Genomic DNA, 15328 nt, shown 5'->3' on the forward strand with positions numbered 1-15328 from the left:
GGTCCTCGGGAGTCTCGGGTATCTCAGGGCTGTGACCGGTCACAGCCTCGCCGCACAGTTTACGTGCACGAAACATCCGGCTCGAGGTCTCGTTATCGAACTGTGACCGGTCCCACCGTCGGCGCGCGTCTACCGCGGTGCGGCGGATGCCGAGGGGTAGAGTCGCGATCGTGGCATCCCCCGACAGCGTGAGAAAGCCGACGATCCGCGACGTCGCGCGCGTCGCCGGGGTCTCGCACGGGACCGTCTCCCGCGTCATCAACGGCGGGCACTGGGTGTCGCCGGAGGCGCGCGTCGCCGTCGAGGACGCGATCCACCGCACCGGCTACACGGTCAGCCACGCGGCGCGGAGCCTCGCCACGGGGCGCGCCAACTCGGTCGCGTTCCTCCTGACCGAGCCGCATCACCTCCTCTTCAACGACCCGACGTTCGCGCTGCTGCTGCGCGGCGCGACGGAGACGCTCGCGGAGCGCTCGATGACGCTCGTGCTGCTCGTGGCCGACACGGCCGCGCAGCGGGCGAGCATCGAGCACTACGTCCGGGCCGGCCACGTCGACGGCGTCCTGCTCATCTCCTCGCACGAGTCCAATCCGCTGCTCGCGTCGCTCATCGCTGCGGGCGTCCCGACCGTCTGCAGCGGCGTGCCGCTCGGCGATCGCGCACACGTACCGACGGTGTCGGTGGACGAAGAGCGGTCGGCGCGCGAGATGACCCGCTACCTCATGGGGCGCGGCTACGAGCGGATCGCCGTGATCACGGGCCCCGACGACACCCCCGGCGGCCGCTACCGGCTCATCGGCTTCCGCGACGAGCTCGGCGACCGGTTCGATTCGGACCTCGTGGAGCAGGACGTCTACTCGAGCGAGGCCGGCGCTGCGGCGATGACGCGCCTGCTGGAGCGCGCCCCCGACATCGACGCCGTCTTCGCGGCATCCGACGTCATGGCCGTCGGCGCGATCGCGGCGATCCGCCGCGCCGGCAAGCGCGTGCCGGAGGACATCGCCGTCGCCGGCTTCGACGACTCCGGTCTCGCCGAGACGCACGACCCTCCGCTGACGACGATGCGCCAGCCCTGGGCCGACATCTCCAGCACGATGGTCGACATGGTGCTGGATGTCATCAGCGGCACGCCGCGCGAGTCGGTCGTGCTGCCGACGACCCTCGTGGTGCGCGAGAGCGCCTGACCGCACGTCGCGCGCGGCGGGACGTCCGCCACCGCGTCGGACCGCGGCGTGTCACACGACGAGCGGGTGGCCCGCGCCCGCACCCACCGCTGCTGTGACACGGCTCGAGGGCGAGTCACGCATCGCGCGGATGGTGTGCGAGCCGAGCCGCAGATCCTGTGACACGGCTCCGGGGCGTGTCGGAGAACGGAGACGCGGCTCCGGGACGGGTCACGAAGAAGCGGGGGCCGGTGGCGGGGCACCCGAGCGGCCGGCTGTCATCTGACCCTGGGGGAGACGGCGCCCCGCCTAGAATCGACGGGTGACTTCCGGCCGCTCGTTCTACATCACCACGCCGATCTACTACCCCTCCGACCTGCCCCACATCGGACACGGGTACACGACGGTCGCCGTCGACGCGCTCGCGCGCTGGCACCGGCAGGCCGGCGACGACACCTGGATGCTGACGGGCACCGACGAGCACGGTCAGAAGATGCTGCGCGCCGCCGCCGCCAACGGGGTGACGCCGCAGGCGTGGGTCGACAAGCTCGTCGAGGAGTCCTGGTTCCCGCTGCTGGAGACCCTCGACGTCGCCAACGACGACTTCATCCGCACGACCCAGCCGCGCCACGAGGAGCGCGTCCAGCAGTTCGTCCAGGCGCTCTACGACCGCGGCTACATCTACGCGGGCGAGTACGAGGCCCTGTACTGCGTCGGCTGCGAGGAGTTCAAGCCCGAGTCCGAGATCGTCGACGGCACGGGGGCGTTCGAAGGCCTCAAGGTCTGCGCCATCCACTCCAAGCCGCTCGAGCTGCTGCAGGAGAAGAACTACTTCTTCAAGCTCAGCGAGTTCCAGGACCGCCTCCTCGAGCTGTACCGCACCGAGCCCGACTTCGTGCGCCCCGACTCGGCGCGCAACGAAGTCGTCTCCTTCGTCAAGAGCGGCCTGAAGGACCTGTCCATCTCGCGCTCCGCGTTCGACTGGGGCATTCCCCTGCCGTGGGACACGTCGCACGTCATCTACGTGTGGGTCGACGCGCTCCTGAACTACGCCACGGCCGTCGGCTACGGCACCGACCCCGAGCAGTTCGCGCGCCGCTGGCCGGCGTACCACGTCGTCGGCAAGGACATCCTCCGCTTCCACGCCGTCATCTGGCCCGCCATGCTCATGGCACTCGGCCTCGACGTGCCGCGAGGTGTCTTCGCGCACGGCTGGCTCCTCGTCGGCGGCGAGAAGATGTCCAAGTCCAAGCTCACCGGCATCGCGCCGACCGAGATCACCGACGTCTTCGGCTCCGACGCGTACCGGTTCTACTTCCTCTCCGCGATCCCGTTCGGGCACGACGGCTCGTTCTCCTGGGAGGATCTGTCCGCCCGCTACCAGGCGGAGCTCGCCAACGGCTTCGGCAACCTGGCATCGCGCACGACGGCGATGATCGCGCGCTACTTCGACGGCGTCGTCCCGGCCCCGGGGGACCAGAACGACAACGACCGCCGCATCCAGCAGGTCGTCGCGGATGCCGCCACCGCCGCCGATGCCGCGATCGACCGCTTCCGTCCGGACGAGGCCATCACCGCGATCTGGACGATCGTGGACGCCCTCAACGCCTACATCACCGACAACGAGCCGTGGGCGCTCGCGAAGGACGACGCGCAGCGCGCGCGACTCGGCACCGTCCTCTACACGGCCGCCGAGGGACTCCGCGCCCTCGCCGTGCTGCTCTCGCCGGTCATGCCCGACGCCACGCAGAAGCTCTGGACGGCGCTCGGCGCGGCCGAGCCGCTCGCCGACCAGCTGCTCCGTGAGGCCGGGACATGGGGCCGCCTGCAGCCCGGTGCCACCGTGACCGCCCTCGCGCCGCTGTTCCCGCGCGTCGAGCAGAGCGCCTGACGCGCGGAAGGCCTGAGCGGATGACCGTGCCCGGCGAGGACTCCGACCCCAGTCAGTACGTGCGCCAGCGCGAGAAGGGGTCGCGCGACGTCAGCTATCCGGCCCCGCCCGAGCCGCTCCGCATCCCGGTCTACGACAACCACGCCCACCTCGAGATCGAGGACGGCGAGGAGGGGCTGAGTCTGGACGAGCAGCTCGACCGCGCCGCCGCCGTCGGTGTGCTCGGCGTCGTGCAGGCCGGCGGCGACATCGAGTCGAGCCGCTGGTCGGCGTGGGCCGCCGCGACCCACCCGCGCGTGCTGGCCGCCGTGGCCATCCACCCCAACGAAGCGCCGGCATATGCCGAGAACGGCATGCTGCAGCAGGCGATCGAGGCCATCGACGAGTTGGCCGGGCAGCCGCGCGTTCGCGCGATCGGGGAGACGGGGCTCGACTTCTTCCGCACCGACGAGGCCGGCCGCCCTGCGCAATTCGAGGCGTTCGAAGCCCACATCGCCCTCGCGAAGAAGCACGACATCGCGATGCAGATCCACGACCGCGACGCGCACGACGCGGTCCTGGAGACCCTCGAGCGGGTCGGCGCGCCGGCGCGCACCGTGTTCCACTGCTTCTCCGGCGACGAGGCCATGGCGCGGTACACCGCGGAACGCGGCTACTGGCTGAGCTTCGCCGGCAACATCACGTTCAAGAACGCGCAGAACCTCCGCGACGCCCTCGCCGTGACACCGCTCGAGCGCATCCTCGTCGAGACGGACGCCCCGTTCCTGACCCCCGTGCCGCACCGCGGCCGCCCCAACGCGCCGTACCTCGTCCCGGTCACGGTGCGCTTCATCGCCGCCGAGCTCGACCTCGACGTGGAGGAGTTCTCCGCGCGTCTCGCGGCGAACACGCTCGAGGTCTACGGCTCGTTCTGAGCCGCGACCGTCACGAGCACCAGCACGCCGCGCTCGTCCGCATCGCAGAAGCGGCCGAACGACCCGAAGTACGACTGCTCCTCGGCGCCCTCCGGAAGGTCGTCGAGCGTCACGATCCCGCCCTCCCCGCGCACACCGTCCCCGTCGCCGATCCGGTCGCCTCCGTCGAGCACGACCTCCGCACCGTCCTGGCGCGCGTCGTCCGGCCACACCACCCAGGCGCCGTCGGCGGGGCTCCCCGGCTGCGCCCAGTGGAAGCACCCGTTCCCGGCGACGGACAGCGCACCCGTCACGGATGCCGTGCCGCGCGGCGCCTGGACGAGCACGGTGTCGCGATCTCCCGGGGTGAGCGTCGGCAGACCCATGCCGGCCTCCGCGGCGCATCCGCCTAGCGCGCCCGCGACGATGACGAGGGCGACCGTCGCCGGCACGCGGGTGCGATCCATGCCCCTGAGAGTAGGGCCGGTCGGGTGCTCAGCGGGTCGTCGACCCGCGGACGAGCTCCCACGGCAGGTCGATGACCGTGGTCCCGACGAGGCCGCCGATCCGGCCCAGCGTCTCGAAGACCTCCTCGGCCGCCCGCTCGGGGTGCACGCACACGTGCGTCACGCCGAGCCGGGTGTTCAGCGCGCACTCCGTCGTGCACAGCGCGATGAGCTGGATGTCGCGCGGGATCACGAGGGACGTGGCCTCGAGCTGCAGGTAGATCTCCGGGCCCTCCTCGCAGAAGGCGAAGACGGCGTCCGCCCCGGCGTCGACGACCTCGCGCAGGCGACGGTTCAGCGAACGCCGCCCGGCGTCGACGCGGCCGACCCGCACATCGAGCCCGCGCACCGTCATCCAGGCGCGGTAGGCGGTCTCGCCGATCTCGTCGCGGGGATGCCCGCCCTCGTCGACGAGGAACGCGATCCGCTCCGCGCCGGTCGCGGCGAGGAGATCGAGCCCCGCCCGCACGGCGGCGTCGTAGCCGGTGCGGATGCTGAGCCCTCGGTCGGTGTCGATGAGCAGGTCGTTCGCGACGACGGGGATGCCGCGGGCCACGGCCTCGCGCAGCACGGCGTGCGTGCCGTGCGCGTCGGGGAAGTACAGCACGTCGATGTGCGCGCCGGCCAGGAGGTCGGGGCGGGACTCGGGGAGGACCGTCACGGTGAATCCGTGCGCGGCCGACGCCCGGACCAGGGCATTGAGCTGGCGGGTCCGGTGCAGCGCCCAGCGCTTGGCGGAGTCGTCGTCGGCGTCCTCCGCCATGACGAAGCCGACCGACATCGTCCGTCCGCTGCGCAGGGCCGCGGCGTACTTGTTCGGGACGTAGCCGAGTTCGGCGGCGACGGCCTTGATGCGGTCGCGCGTCTCCGGACGGAGATTGCCCCGATCGTTGAGGGCTTGGCTGATGGCGGCCGTGGAGACACCCGCCCTGAGGGCGATGTCCTTCAGGGTCACCATGCGGCTCACTGTCCGGGCGTCCCTTCGGCCTCGTCACCGGATGCGCGGTCGGGGAAGACGGTCCGGACCGACTCGGCCCACGCCGTGCCGGACCCGGTGGCGGCGAGCGTGTGGCCTTGGGCGATGAGGTGGTGCAGCACGACGCCGGAGAAGTGCCGGAGGGCCGCCTCGACCTCGGCGGCCGCGTCGCTGCGGCGCGTGCGGGTCAGTTCTTCCTCGAGGAGCCCCTGCACGTAGGCGCGCATCCGGACGACCTCGGGGGAGACCTCGTGCACGCGGCGCGCGGCAGCGTGCCGCTGGGACGCGTTGTGGACGATCTCGCGCGCCTCGCCGATGAGCGCGAACTCGTCGACGGGCGCGTGCACCCGGATGGTGTCGAGGTCGAGCAGCTCGATGCCGGGCAGGTCGGCGATCCGGGGGTCGACGTTGCGGGGGAGGCCGAGGTCGATGATGATCTGCGGGCCGGCGGCGTCGCCGCGCGCCGCGGCGTGCGTGCCCGCTTCGAGGGCGAACGCATGGGTCGTCGAGGTGCACGTGACGATGAGATCCGCCGCGGCGGCCTCGGCCTCGTACTCCTCGAGGGGGACGGCGATGAGGTGCTCCTGACGGGCGAAGCGCTTGCGGCCCGACCGGGAGTGCACGCGGATGTCCTCTGCCCCGGCCGCGCGCAGGGCGGCGAGGGCCGCGGCGGCGTAGCGGCCCGTGCCCACGAGCAGCACGCGCGCCGTCGCCCACTCGAGGCGCGAGGACACGAGGTCGACCGCGAGGCGGACGAGGGAGCGGCCCGACTCGCCGAGCCGCGTGCCGTTCTTCACCGCGCGGGAGGTTTCGGTCGCGCGCTGGAACAGGTGCTCGAGCGAGGTCGTCGTGGAGCCCTGCGCGCGGGCCGCGTCGAGGGCCCGCTTCACCTGCCCGGCGATCTCGTCCTCGCCGACGGCGACGGAGTCCAGACCCGCGGCGACGGAGAAGAGGTGCTGCGCGACGCGGTTGCCGTGCGCGAAGTCGACGGACTGGCGGACGTCGCGGTAGGGCAGATCGGCGAGATCGGAGATCTGCTCCATCGCGGCATCCATCGCCGGGATGGGGGAGGGGAGGTCCGGGTCGTCGTGCAGGTCGAAGTACGCCTCGAAGCGGTTGCACGTCGCGAGGACGACGGCGCCGCGGATGGAGTCGTGGGCGTCGCGCAGGCGCACCGCGAGATCGTCGCCGATGAGCGACAGGCGCTCGAGCGATTCGAACGGCGTGGTGCGCTGATGCGCGGACAGGCAGACGAGCACGGTGCGGGAACCCCCTCGGATCACCCGATAGTATAACGATTAACTGATTCGAGGAGCGTCACCATCTCCACGTCCACGCACCCCCTCTCCGCACACGGCACGGCCCAGTCCCGCCTCGTGCGCGCTCTGCTCGGCGACCGTCCCGACGTGACCCCGGTCTGGTTCATGCGCCAGGCGGGGCGATCGCTCCCGGAATACCGCGCGCTCCGCTCGCAGGGCACGATGCTCGAGGCCTGCCTCGACCCGGCGCTCGCGAGCGAGATCACGATGCAGCCCGTGCGCCGCCACGGCGTCGACGCCGCCATCTTCTTCAGCGACATCATCGTGCCGCTCGCGCTCCTCGGGATCGAGGTCGAGATCGCACCCGGGCGGGGTCCGGTGTTCTCCCGGCCGCTGCGCACCGCCGCCGACATCGCCGCCGCGGTGCGCATCGACCCGGCCGGCGTGCGCGAGCGCGGCGAGGCCATCGCGGATGCCGTCGGCCGGACGACCGCGATGCTCGGCGACCTGTCCGCCGAGCGCGGGGAGGCGATTCCGCTCATCGGCTTCGCCGGCGCGCCGTTCACCCTCGCCGCCTACCTCGTCGAGGGGGGTCCGTCCAAGGACCACATGGCCGCGCGTCGCCTCATCCACGAGGACCCCGCCGCATGGGAGGCCCTCACCATGTGGCTCGCGGAGGTCACCGGGCAGTTCCTCGCCCTCCAGGTCTCCGCCGGCGCGAGCGCCGCCCAGCTGTTCGACTCGTGGGCCGGGGGCCTCGCACCCTCCGACTACCGCAACGCCGTCCTCCCCGCCTCCGCCGCGGCCCTCGACGCCGTGCGGGCGCTGCCCGTGCCGGAGGGCGTCGACCACATCCCGCTCGTGCACTTCGGCGTCGGCACCGGCGAGATCCTCGCCGATATGGCGACGCTCGACATCGACGCGCTCGGCGTCGACTACCGCGTGCCGCTCGACGAGGCCCGACGCCGCATCGGCCGCGATCTGACGCTCCAGGGCAACCTCGACCCGGCACTGCTGTTCGCCCCCGAGCCGGTGCGCCGCGCCGCGGTGGAGCGGATCCTCGCCGAGGGGCGCCTCGCCCGCGCGCACGTCTTCAACCTCGGCCACGGCGTGCCGATGGATGCCGATCCCGACGCCATCTCGTCGGTGGTGCGGATGGTCCACGAGGGGCAGGCCGCCTGACGATGAACCCTGTCACGGCTCCCGCCGCCGATGTGGTCGTCGTCGGCGGCGGCGTCGCCGGCCTCGTGATCGCGTGGGAGGTCGCGCGCGCCGGCCGCCGTGTCATCGTCTGCGAGAGCGGCGACGACACCGGGGGGATGCTGCGCCGCGGCTGTGTCGCGGGCGTCGACCTCGACCTCGGGGCCGAGTCGTTCGCGATCCGCTCGAGCGGTGTCGCCGACCTCGTCGCCGACCTCGGCACCGGGGCCGCGCTGCCGCTCACGATCGTCGAGCCGCGGCCGGAAGGGGCGTACCTCGTCCTGCCGGCGCCGTTCGGTCGGGTCCGCCGGCTGCCGCTGCCCCGCCGCGCCGTCGTCGGGATGCCCGCCGAGCCCGCGGCATCCGACGTCGTGCGGGTCATCGGCCGTGCCGCCGCGCGCCGCGCGGCGCGCGAACGCGACCTGCCGGCCGGGCTGCCCTCCGGTGCGGAGCCGTCGCTGTTCGACCTCGCCGCTGCCCGGTACGGGCGACGCCTCGCCGAACGCCTCGTCGACCCGCTCTGCCAGAGCGTCTACTCGCAGCCCGCGTCCGCCGTCCGCCTCTCCGCCGTGCACCCGTCGCTCTGGGCCGAGTTCGCTCGCCGCGGATCGCTGACCGCCGCCGCCGAGGCCGTCGCGCCGGCCGCACGGGCGGGCTCCGCCGTCCGCGGCATCGACGGCGGCATGTGGCGCCTCGCGGCAGCACTGCGCACCGCCGCGGAGGCGGCCGGCGCGGTCATCCGCACGGACGCGCCGGTGCAGGCGCTGCGCACCGCGGCGGAGGGCTTCGACGTCGTCCTGGCCGGAGAGACGCTGCGCGCCGCGCACGTCGTCGTCGCGACGGGACCCGCCGCCGCCGGTGCCCTGCTCCATGTGGACGTCGCCGCCCCCGTCGGCGGCGCCGTCCGTCTCGTCACGGCCGAGGTCGTCTCCGGCGCCCTCGACGCCCGCCCCGTAGGGTCGGGCGTCATCGTCGCGCCGGGTGCGCGGGGCGCGGCCAAGGCGCTCACCCACGTCGACGCCAAGTGGGACTGGGCCGCCCGCGCCCTTCCGCCGCACACGCACGTCGTGCGGCTCTCGGCGCGCGACGCCGACGCGCCCGGGCTCGACACCCCTGCCGCCGTCGCCGCGGAGCTGCGGCGCCTCACCGGCGCCCGCATCCGGACCGGCGACGTCCGCGCGCTCACCCAGACACGCTGGAGCGACGCCGTCACGTCGGCCACCGCCGAGGCCGCCGCGTGGCGCGCCGCCGCCCGCGCGGCCGCGCCCGCCGGCATCCACCTCGCCGGCGCCACCGTCGCCGGGACGGGGCTCGCCTCCGTCATCCCGCACGCCCGCGAGCTCGCCCGCGCGCTCGTCGCCCGCACGTCCCACCCCGCCACCGCCTGAAGGAGCACTCCATGTCCGACGACACCGCGCTCGGCTACACCCTCTTCGCGATCCTCGCCGGCCCCCGCCCGCGCGGCGCTGCGCCGACGCCCGCCGACCTCGACGGGCTCGCCGCCGTGGCCGGCGCGCTCCCCGCCGACGGCGTGACCCTCCGCGGCCTCTACGACGTCACCGGCATGCGCGCCGACGCCGACCTCATGGTGTGGCTGCACGGGGAGGACCCCGTCGCGCTGCAGCGCGCCCTCCGCGCCCTCCGCCGGACATCCGTCCTCGCCGCGTTCGAGAACATCTGGAGCGCGATGGGGGTGCACCGCGAGGCGGAGTTCAACAAGCGCCACGTGCCCGGCTACCTCCGCGGCGAGCACCCCCGCGGGTGGCTGTGCCTGTACCCGTTCGTCCGCAGCTACGAGTGGTATCTGCTCCCCGAGGAGGAGCGCTCGCGCATGCTCGCCGAGCACGGCCGGAAGGGCGCGCGCTTCACAGACGTCGTCGCCAACACCGTGTCGACCTTCGGGCTGAGCGACTTCGAGTGGCTGCTGCCGCTGGAGAGCGACGAGCTCATCAGCCTCGTCGACATGATGCGCGACCTCCGCGCCACCGACGCGCGCCGGCACGTGCGCGAAGAGGTGCCGTTCTACACCGGCCGCCGCATCGAGGTCGCCGAGCTCGCCGAGGTGCTGTCATGACCGCCGAGGCGTTCCGGCCCAAGCCTCCGCGCGCGGCGCACGCCGAGTGCGCGCCCGGCTGCGTCGTGCCCGGTGCGACCGCGGCGACGTGCGGCGGGGATGCCTACGCGACGCGGCCGGTAGCCTACGACGGCGTCCTGCTGCTCGGCTTCGGCGGGCCCGAGGGTCAGGACGACGTCATCCCGTTCCTCCGCAACGTCACGGCGGGTCGCGGCATCCCGGACGAGCGTCTCGAGGAGGTCGCCCACCACTACCGGCACTTCGGCGGCGTCTCGCCGATCAACGAGCACAACCGCGAGCTGAAGGCCGCGCTGGATGCCGAGCTGTCCGCGCGGGGTCTCGACCTGCCGGTGTACTGGGGCAACCGCAACTGGATGCCGTACGTCACCGACGCTCTGACGGCGGCCCATGGCGAGGGTCACACGACGCTTCTCGCGATCGCGACGAGCGCCTACAGCTCGTATTCCTCGTGCCGGCAGTACCGCGAAGACCTGGCCGACGCCGTCGCGGCGACGGGGCTGTCCGGACAGGTGCAGATCGACAAGGTGCGCCAGTTCTTCGACCACCCGGGCTTCGTCGCCCCCTTCGTCGACGGCATCCGCTCGGCGCTCGCCGAGCTCGCGGAGCGCGGGATCACGGATCTTGACCGCGACCTGGAGATCCTCTTCTCGACGCACTCGATCCCCACCGCCGACGCCGACCGCTCCGGCCCGCCCGAGCGCGGCTTCGGCCCCGGCGGCGCCTACGTCGCCCAGCACACCGCGGTCGCCACGGAGATCATGGCGCAGCTCGGCATCGGGAGCGCCTGGCAGATCGTCTACCAAAGCCGCTCCGGCCCGCCCTCCGTGCCGTGGCTCGAGCCCGACATCAACGACGCGATGCAGGAGCTGCCCGGCCGCGGGCGCCGCGCCGTGCTCATCGTGCCGCTCGGGTTCGTGAGCGATCATATGGAGGTGCTCTGGGACCTCGACACCGAGGCGCTCGAGACCGCGGGGGAACTCGGGCTCGTCGCGCTGCGGACGGCGACGCCCAGCACGCATCCGGCCTACGTGGGCGGCCTCGTCGATCTCATCGAGGAGCGCCTGCACGCGACGCCCGCCGCCGAGCGGCCGCACGCGACGGATCTCGGTCCCTGGTACGACGTGTGCCGTCCGGGATGCTGCGAGAACAAGCGGCTGGGCTTCCAGCCGGCCCTCGCCGGGGTGGCGCCGTGACAGCGGCGACGGTCCTGCGACTCGGCACACGCGCGAGCCTGCTCGCGACGACCCAGTCCCAGCTCGTCGCCGATGCCATCACCGCCGCGACCGGCATGACCGTCGAACTGGTCCGCATCACGAGTGAGGGCGATGTGCTGACCGGGTCGCTCGCGCAGATGGGCGGGACCGGCGTGTTCGCGACGGCGCTCCGCGACGCCCTGCTGCGCGGCGAGTGCGACCTGCTCGTGCACTCCATGAAGGATCTGCCGACGGCGCCGTTCCCCGGCATCGTGGTCGGAGCGGTCCCCGCCCGCGCTCCGCAGCGCGACGCGCTGTGCGCGCGCGACGGGCTGACCCTGGAGACGCTGCCGGTCGCCGCGCGCGTCGGCACGGGTTCGCCGCGCCGCGTCGCGCAGCTGCTCGCGCGCCACCCCGACCTGGACGTCCGCGACATCCGCGGGAATGTCGACAGCCGGCTGCGGAAGGTCACGGACGGCGAGCTGGATGCCGTCGTCCTCGCCGAGGCGGGTCTTCGCCGCATCGGACGCGACGCCGCGATCACCGAGCTCCTGGACTGGCCCACGTCCGCCGCGCAGGGGGCGCTCGCCGTCGAGGTGCGCGACCGGGACGCGGACGGCGAGATCGGCCGCGCCGTCCGCGCCGTCAACGACGCCGATGCGGAGCTGTGCGCTCTGCTCGAGCGCGCCGTCCTCCGCCGCCTCGAGGCCGGCTGCGCCGCGCCGGTCGCGATCGACGCGGTCCGCGTGGAGGACGACGTGACCCTCGTCGCCGACGTGCACGCACCCGACGGCACGCGGTCCGTGCGCGCCGAGCGGCGCATCGCACGCGATGACGCCGCGACGCACGAGGGCCGCGCCGCGGTGGCCGGCGACGTCGTCGCCGAGCTCCTCGCCGGCGGTGCCGCCGACTTCGCCGACCTGCCCGGGACGGCTCGATGAGCCTCGCCGGAGCCCGCGTCCTCGTGCCGCGCGGCGGCGCCTGGGGGGAGCGCGTGCGCGCCGACCTCGTCCGCCGCGGTGCCGAGGGCGTCATCGCGCCGCTCATCGCGTCGGCCCCGCCCCGCGACGCCGACGCGCGCGACCGCGCGTTCGCGGCGCTCGCCGCGGGGGAGTACGCCTGGCTCTTCGTCACGAGCGCCGCGAGCGTCGAGCAGCTCGTGACCCACGGGGTCCGCATCCCCGCCGCGACCCGCATCGCCGCCGTCGGGCGCGCGACGGCGCGCGCCGTCGCCGACGCGGGCTTCGACGTCGAGTTCGTCCCCGTCGGGACGTCCTCGGCCGCCACCATGATCACGCAGTGGGTCGCCGGACGAACTCCGGCCGGCACGGGCCGCTGCCTGGTCCTGCGCTCGGACCTCGCGCAGGCCGTGATCAGCGACGAGCTCGAACTGCAGGGATACGCCGTCGACGTCTGCATCGGCTACCGCACGGTCGGCATCGACCTCGCGCCCGCCGTCGCCGACGACCTCCGTGCCGGCCGGATCGACGTCGTCCTGCTCACCTCGCTCAGCGTCGGCCGCGAGCTGCGTCGCCAGGTGGGTACGCTGCCCCCCACGACCGTCGTCGCGACGATCGGTCCCGGCACGACACGCGATGCCATCGCCCTCGGCTTCACGGTCGGCTACACCGCCCTCACCCAGAGCGTCGACGCGCTGATCGCCGAGCTCGACGACGCCGACATCCGCACCCCCACGCGTCAGGAGACCCCGTGACCGCCTTCCCCACCCGCCGGCTCCGCCGGCTCCGCGCGACCCCGGCGCTGCGCCGTCTCGCCGCCGAGCATGCGCTCGTGCCGTCGCAGCTCGTGCTGCCCGTCTTCGTCAAGGAGGGGCTCACCGCGACGCAGCCCATCGCGAGCATGCCCGGCGTCAGCCAGCATCCGCTCGACGCCCTCCCCGCCGTCGTCGAGCAGGCCGCCGCCGCCGGGATCGGCGGCATCATGCTGTTCGGCGTGCCCGCGTCCCGCGACGCCGTCGGCTCCGGCGCCGTCGACCCGGACGGCATCCTGAACCGCGCCATCGCGGTCGCGCAGGGAGCCGCGGCCGGTCGCCTCACGGTGCAGGCCGATCTGTGCCTGGACGAATTCACCGACCACGGCCACTGCGGCGTGCTCGCGGGCGACGGGTCCGTCGACAACGACGCGACCATCGAGGTGTACGGCCGCATGGCGGTGGCTCAGGCCCGAGCCGGCGCCGACATCCTCGGCCTGTCCGGAATGATGGACGGCCAGGTCGCCGCCGTGCGCGCCGCGCTCGACGAGGCGGGCTTCGCGCACGTCGTGATCCTCGCCTACTCCGCGAAATACGCCTCGGCGTTCTACGGGCCGTTCCGGGATGCCGTCGAATCGACCCTGCAGGGCGATCGCCGCACGTACCAGATGTCGCCTGCGAACGCCCGCGAGGGTATCGAGGAGGCGCTCGCCGACATCGACGAGGGCGCCGACATCGTCATGGTCAAGCCCGCGGGCCCCTACCTCGACATCCTCGCCCGCGTCGCGGACGTCTCGAGCGTCCCGGTGTGGGCGTACCAGGTCTCGGGGGAGTACGCGCTCATCGAGACCGCCGCCGCCGCGGGGCTCATCGACCGCGACCGTGCCATCGGCGAGTCCCTGCTCGGCATCCGCCGGGCCGGCGCCGACGCCATCCTCACCTACTGGGCCATCGAGGCGGCCGGGTGGCTGCAGGACGGGAAGGACCTCGCATGACCGGCAACGACGATTCCTTCGCCCGCGCGCAGGCGGTCATCCCCGGCGGCGTCGACTCGCCGGTCCGCGCGTACGGCTCCGTCGGCGGCACGCCCCGGTTCCTCGTGTCGGCCTCCGGCCCGTACGTCACCGACGTCGAGGGGCGCGAGTACGTCGACCTCGTCGCCAGCTGGGGTCCGGCCCTCGTCGGGCACGCGCATCCCGTCGTCGTCGACGCCGTCATCGAAGCGGCCCGCCGGGGACTGTCCTTCGGCGCGCCGACGCCCGCCGAGACCGAGCTCGCCGAGCTGATCCGCGACCGCGTGCCCGGCGTGCAGAAGCTCCGCCTCGTCTCCACCGGCACCGAGGCCACGATGACCGCCATCCGCCTCGCCCGCGGCGCGACCGGCCGCGACCTGCTCGTGAAGTTCGCCGGCCACTACCACGGGCACTCCGACGGCCTGCTGGCTCAGGCGGGTTCGGGCCTGGCGACCCTTGCGCTGCCCGGATCGGCGGGCGTCCCCGAGGCCATCGCCGCCCAGACCCTCGTGATCGGCTACAACGACCGCGCCGCCGTCGAAGCGGTCTTCGCGGCGCACCCCGGCCGGATCGCCGCGATCATCACGGAGGCCGCCGGCGCCAACATGGGCGTCGTGCCGCCGGCGCCGGGCTTCACGGCGTTCCTCGCCGAGATCGCGCACCGCGACGGCGCGCTCCTCATCAGCGACGAGGTGCTCACGGGCTTCCGGGCCTCGGCATCCGGCTACGCGGGCGTCCTGTCCGCGGCGGGCGAGGATGTCACGCCCGACCTCGTCACCTTCGGCAAGGTCATCGGCGGGGGACTTCCCGTCGCCGCGGTCGGCGGTCGCGCCGACATCATGGACCTCCTCGCCCCCACCGGCCCCGTCTACCAGGCGGGGACGCTGTCCGGAAACCCCGTCGCCGTCGCGGCGGGACTCGCGACCCTGCGCCTCGCCGATGCGGACGTCTACCGCCGGATCGACGCGGCCGCGCACGTGGTCGCCGAGGCTACCTCGGAGGCGCTGACCGCTGCCGGCGTGCCGCACGTCGTGCAGTGGGCCGGGACGCTCTTCAGCGTGTTCTTCGGGGAAGCGGTCGTGGGCGGCGTCCCGGACTATGCCACCGCAGTGAAGCAGGATGCGGCGGCCTACGGGCGGTTCTTCCACGCGATGCTGGATGCGGGGGTGTCGTTGCCGCCGTCCTCGTTCGAGGCGTGGTTCCTCACCGCCGCGCACGACGAGGCGGCCCTCGGGCGGATCGTCGGGGCACTGCCGACGGCGGCGGCTGCTGCTGCAGGGTGATGAACATACGAATGTTGGTAGCACGTGGCGCCGACATCGACGCTTCGTATGGAGCAGTTATACACAGGTAAAAACCGGATCAGAGTGAGAATAGTCTCATTCTTGCTTCGTAGCTATGTTCGAAGAAAACCGCTAGAATTTCGTC

General features: G+C 73.3%; 14 protein-coding genes. 11 read left to right on the plus strand and 3 right to left on the minus strand.

Annotated features, from left to right (window positions below; all coding sequences use genetic code 11):
* Positions 1-146 precede the first annotated feature (146 nt).
* From QZL85_RS01180 to QZL85_RS01190, 3 genes are all read left to right on the plus strand, one after another.
* Positions 147-1184 carry a LacI family DNA-binding transcriptional regulator gene (locus QZL85_RS01180; RefSeq protein ID WP_295572603.1) on the plus strand — a complete coding sequence of 346 codons (1038 nt, stop codon included), beginning with the start codon at positions 147-149 and terminating at the stop codon, positions 1182-1184.
* Positions 1185-1485: 301 nt separating this feature from the next.
* Positions 1486-3054: a methionine--tRNA ligase gene (gene metG, locus QZL85_RS01185; RefSeq protein ID WP_295572605.1), complete on the plus strand. Its 1569-nt coding sequence runs from the start codon at positions 1486-1488 to the stop codon at positions 3052-3054.
* Positions 3055-3074: 20 nt separating this feature from the next.
* Positions 3075-3968 (plus strand): TatD family hydrolase, encoded by an 894-nt coding sequence (locus tag QZL85_RS01190; RefSeq protein WP_295572608.1) that lies wholly within the window; start codon positions 3075-3077, stop codon positions 3966-3968.
* Here QZL85_RS01190 and QZL85_RS01195 read toward each other — a convergent pair.
* From QZL85_RS01195 to QZL85_RS01205, 3 genes are read right to left on the minus strand one after another with little or no spacing between them, the layout of a single operon-like run.
* The gene (locus tag QZL85_RS01195; protein ID WP_295572610.1) at positions 3953-4414 is read right to left on the minus strand and encodes a hypothetical protein; all 462 of its coding nucleotides are present in this window, start codon (positions 4412-4414) and stop codon (positions 3953-3955) included. The two genes, QZL85_RS01190 and QZL85_RS01195, sit on opposite strands and share 16 nt — an antisense overlap.
* A 28-nt stretch (positions 4415-4442) precedes the next feature.
* Positions 4443-5411, minus strand: coding sequence for a LacI family DNA-binding transcriptional regulator (locus QZL85_RS01200; protein WP_295572613.1), 969 nt, complete (start codon positions 5409-5411; stop codon positions 4443-4445).
* Between the two features lie 5 nt (positions 5412-5416).
* The gene (locus QZL85_RS01205) at positions 5417-6712 is read right to left on the minus strand and encodes a glutamyl-tRNA reductase (RefSeq protein WP_295572616.1); all 1296 of its coding nucleotides are present in this window, start codon (positions 6710-6712) and stop codon (positions 5417-5419) included.
* Positions 6713-6751: 39 nt separating this feature from the next.
* Between QZL85_RS01205 and hemE the strand changes: the two genes are divergently transcribed.
* Genes hemE through hemL form a run of 8 tightly spaced genes read left to right on the plus strand, consistent with a single transcriptional unit; the run spans position 6752 to position 15183 of the window.
* Positions 6752-7870, plus strand: coding sequence for a uroporphyrinogen decarboxylase (hemE, locus tag QZL85_RS01210; protein ID WP_295573894.1), 1119 nt, complete (start codon positions 6752-6754; stop codon positions 7868-7870).
* Positions 7871-7872: 2 nt separating this feature from the next.
* Complete coding sequence (locus QZL85_RS01215; RefSeq protein ID WP_295572618.1) at positions 7873-9276, plus strand: NAD(P)/FAD-dependent oxidoreductase; 1404 nt, start codon at positions 7873-7875, stop codon at positions 9274-9276.
* An 11-nt stretch (positions 9277-9287) separates the two neighbouring features.
* On the plus strand, positions 9288-9962 hold the full coding sequence (hemQ, locus tag QZL85_RS01220) for a hydrogen peroxide-dependent heme synthase (protein ID WP_295572620.1): 675 nt from the start codon (positions 9288-9290) through the stop codon (positions 9960-9962).
* Positions 9959-11176 (plus strand): ferrochelatase, encoded by a 1218-nt coding sequence (locus QZL85_RS01225; protein ID WP_295572622.1) that lies wholly within the window; start codon positions 9959-9961, stop codon positions 11174-11176. The genes hemQ and QZL85_RS01225 overlap by 4 nt, the downstream gene beginning before the upstream one ends.
* On the plus strand, positions 11173-12117 hold the full coding sequence (hemC, locus tag QZL85_RS01230) for a hydroxymethylbilane synthase (RefSeq protein WP_295572625.1): 945 nt from the start codon (positions 11173-11175) through the stop codon (positions 12115-12117). Before QZL85_RS01225 ends, hemC begins: the two co-directional genes overlap by 4 nt.
* On the plus strand, positions 12114-12890 hold the full coding sequence (locus QZL85_RS01235; protein ID WP_295572628.1) for a uroporphyrinogen-III synthase: 777 nt from the start codon (positions 12114-12116) through the stop codon (positions 12888-12890). Before hemC ends, QZL85_RS01235 begins: the two co-directional genes overlap by 4 nt.
* Entirely contained in the window at positions 12887-13882 is a 996-nt protein-coding gene (gene hemB, locus QZL85_RS01240; RefSeq protein WP_295572630.1) for a porphobilinogen synthase, read from the plus strand. Before QZL85_RS01235 ends, hemB begins: the two co-directional genes overlap by 4 nt.
* Complete coding sequence (gene hemL, locus QZL85_RS01245) at positions 13879-15183, plus strand: glutamate-1-semialdehyde 2,1-aminomutase (protein WP_295572633.1); 1305 nt, start codon at positions 13879-13881, stop codon at positions 15181-15183. Before hemB ends, hemL begins: the two co-directional genes overlap by 4 nt.
* Positions 15184-15328: the final 145 nt, after the last annotated feature.

The organism is uncultured Microbacterium sp., assembly GCF_900078385.1.
Taxonomy (GTDB): domain Bacteria; phylum Actinomycetota; class Actinomycetes; order Actinomycetales; family Microbacteriaceae; genus Microbacterium.

What these genes read in the sequence shown, in the direction of transcription:
- QZL85_RS01235 (WP_295572628.1), top strand. Translation starts at nt 12,114, where the DNA reads ATGAGCCTCGCCGGAGCCCGCGTCCTCGTGCCGCGCGGCGGCGCCTGG.
- QZL85_RS01190 (WP_295572608.1), top strand. Translation starts at nt 3,075, where the DNA reads ATGACCGTGCCCGGCGAGGACTCCGACCCCAGTCAGTACGTGCGCCAG.
- QZL85_RS01215 (WP_295572618.1), top strand. Translation starts at nt 7,873, where the DNA reads ATGAACCCTGTCACGGCTCCCGCCGCCGATGTGGTCGTCGTCGGCGGC.
- QZL85_RS01225 (WP_295572622.1), top strand. Translation starts at nt 9,959, where the DNA reads ATGACCGCCGAGGCGTTCCGGCCCAAGCCTCCGCGCGCGGCGCACGCC.
- hemL (WP_295572633.1), top strand. Translation starts at nt 13,879, where the DNA reads ATGACCGGCAACGACGATTCCTTCGCCCGCGCGCAGGCGGTCATCCCC.
- QZL85_RS01200 (WP_295572613.1), bottom strand. Translation starts at nt 5,411, where the DNA reads ATGGTGACCCTGAAGGACATCGCCCTCAGGGCGGGTGTCTCCACGGCC.
- QZL85_RS01195 (WP_295572610.1), bottom strand. Translation starts at nt 4,414, where the DNA reads ATGGATCGCACCCGCGTGCCGGCGACGGTCGCCCTCGTCATCGTCGCG.
- QZL85_RS01180 (WP_295572603.1), top strand. Translation starts at nt 147, where the DNA reads ATGCCGAGGGGTAGAGTCGCGATCGTGGCATCCCCCGACAGCGTGAGA.
- hemQ (WP_295572620.1), top strand. Translation starts at nt 9,288, where the DNA reads ATGTCCGACGACACCGCGCTCGGCTACACCCTCTTCGCGATCCTCGCC.